The organism is Natrinema pallidum DSM 3751, assembly GCF_000337615.1.
In the GTDB taxonomy this organism is placed as follows: domain Archaea; phylum Halobacteriota; class Halobacteria; order Halobacteriales; family Natrialbaceae; genus Natrinema; species Natrinema pallidum.
The window spans coordinates 24,860-26,241 of record NZ_AOII01000077.1 but is presented as its reverse complement, the minus strand read 5'-3'; the positions used below and the strand labels follow the sequence as shown (position 1 = coordinate 26,241).

Annotated in this window: 1 protein-coding gene and 2 pseudogenes (1 of these 3 cut by a window edge); all 3 read right to left on the bottom strand. The window is 65.6% G+C overall.

Annotation, left to right across the window (positions count from 1 at the left end):
• Positions 1-221: pseudogene (locus tag C487_RS12740) on the bottom strand (Glu/Leu/Phe/Val dehydrogenase); the annotation flags it as partial.
• A gap of 2 nt (positions 222-223) precedes the next feature.
• Positions 224-370, bottom strand: coding sequence for a rubrerythrin-like domain-containing protein (locus tag C487_RS20370; RefSeq protein ID WP_006186192.1), 147 nt, complete (start codon positions 368-370; stop codon positions 224-226).
• 112 nt (positions 371-482) lie between these two features.
• Positions 483-1,382, bottom strand: a pseudogene (locus C487_RS12735) (bacterio-opsin activator domain-containing protein); it runs 2,093 nt beyond the window's last position.

The following is a 1,382-nucleotide window of genomic DNA, read 5'->3' as shown; positions in this document are numbered from 1 at the left end:
TAGCCGGTAAACACTTCCACGCTGCCGTCGTCGCGCTCGAGGGGCACCGTCACTTCGTGGACCGCCCGCGGGTGAGAGAGGCGTTCGATGACGGCATCGTCGATGTCTAGCTGTGCGGCGACGCGGTCGAGCTGTCGGCGCGCGGTCTCGAGTGCGGTCTCCGACGCGGCCGATGCGGCCGTCGCTTCCCGTGTCGTCGTCGAACGTTGCTGAGAGGCCATGATTATTCGATCGGTGTGCGTCGATTCCGCATCTCGGCACCGCACTCGGGACAGGCGTCCGGCGCTGTCGCACGGACGACGGTTCCACAGTCGAAGCATTCGTAGGTCGATTCCGCCTGCGGATCGAATTCCGCGTCTTTCTGGTTCATTGGAGAGACAACGAGCGGTCGTGCTCGTAGTGATTGCGCACTGAGGAATACTAGGGATATTAGGATGAACCTATCCGTCAGATAACTAGCGGTACCAAGCAAGCCCCCTTCATTATTCAACCCCCGCCGACGCCTTTGCCGGGACTCCGATCTCGTCGAACACGACATCGAAGAGCGTCCGCTGGACGGTCCGAATATGGCGATAGAACGCAGCCGGCGAGATATCGAGCGTCTCGGCGATATCTTCCCCCGAATTCTCGCGCGGTGATTCGAAGTAGCCGCCGTAGTACGCGAGCTGGACCACCTCGAGCTGGCGGTCGGTCAGTCGCTCGCGCAGTTCCGACCGGAAGTCCCGTGGTGTCGTCCGCTCGACGGTCCGTTTGGAGCGCAGTTCGACGTCCGAGAACGCCGTCGAGATGAGATCGGCGCTCCCTCTCGCGTCGGCGGATCGCGGTACGTCGACCACGAGCCGAGTGCTCGAGGCGGTCGCCTCGAGACCCCGCAACACCACGCCGTGATCCGCGAATTGCTGGGCGAGAACCGGCCGTGAGAGGTCCAAGAGGACCGCCCCACCGAGATCGGCATCGTCACTAGCGTCGTCGGTCGCCCCGCCCTCGCTTCCACGGCTGACTCCGCCGGTACTGACGACCTGTGCGCGCTCGACGTCGACGAGTGCGTCGGCCGCAGTCACGACGGCGTCCGGCGACGCACCCTCGACGGTCGCGAACACCGTCGTCCCGTGCTCGTGCTGGCGAACGCCGCCATCGAAGGAGAGCACGCAGTCGACCCGGCGGGCGAGTCGGGCGAAGACGAACGAGTCGTCGGCCACCTCGAACTCGAGTCGCGTCCGCGCGTCGGCGACCAGTGCGCGCTTGCGCTCGACGGCGGCGATCGCCGAGGCGATCGTCTCCCCGAGTTCCGCGAGGACGGCGCGGATCATGTCGTCGAACGCGTCCGGCCGATCGGCGTAGACGGTCAACGCCCCGTAGGCGAACTCGTCATAGGCCAGCGG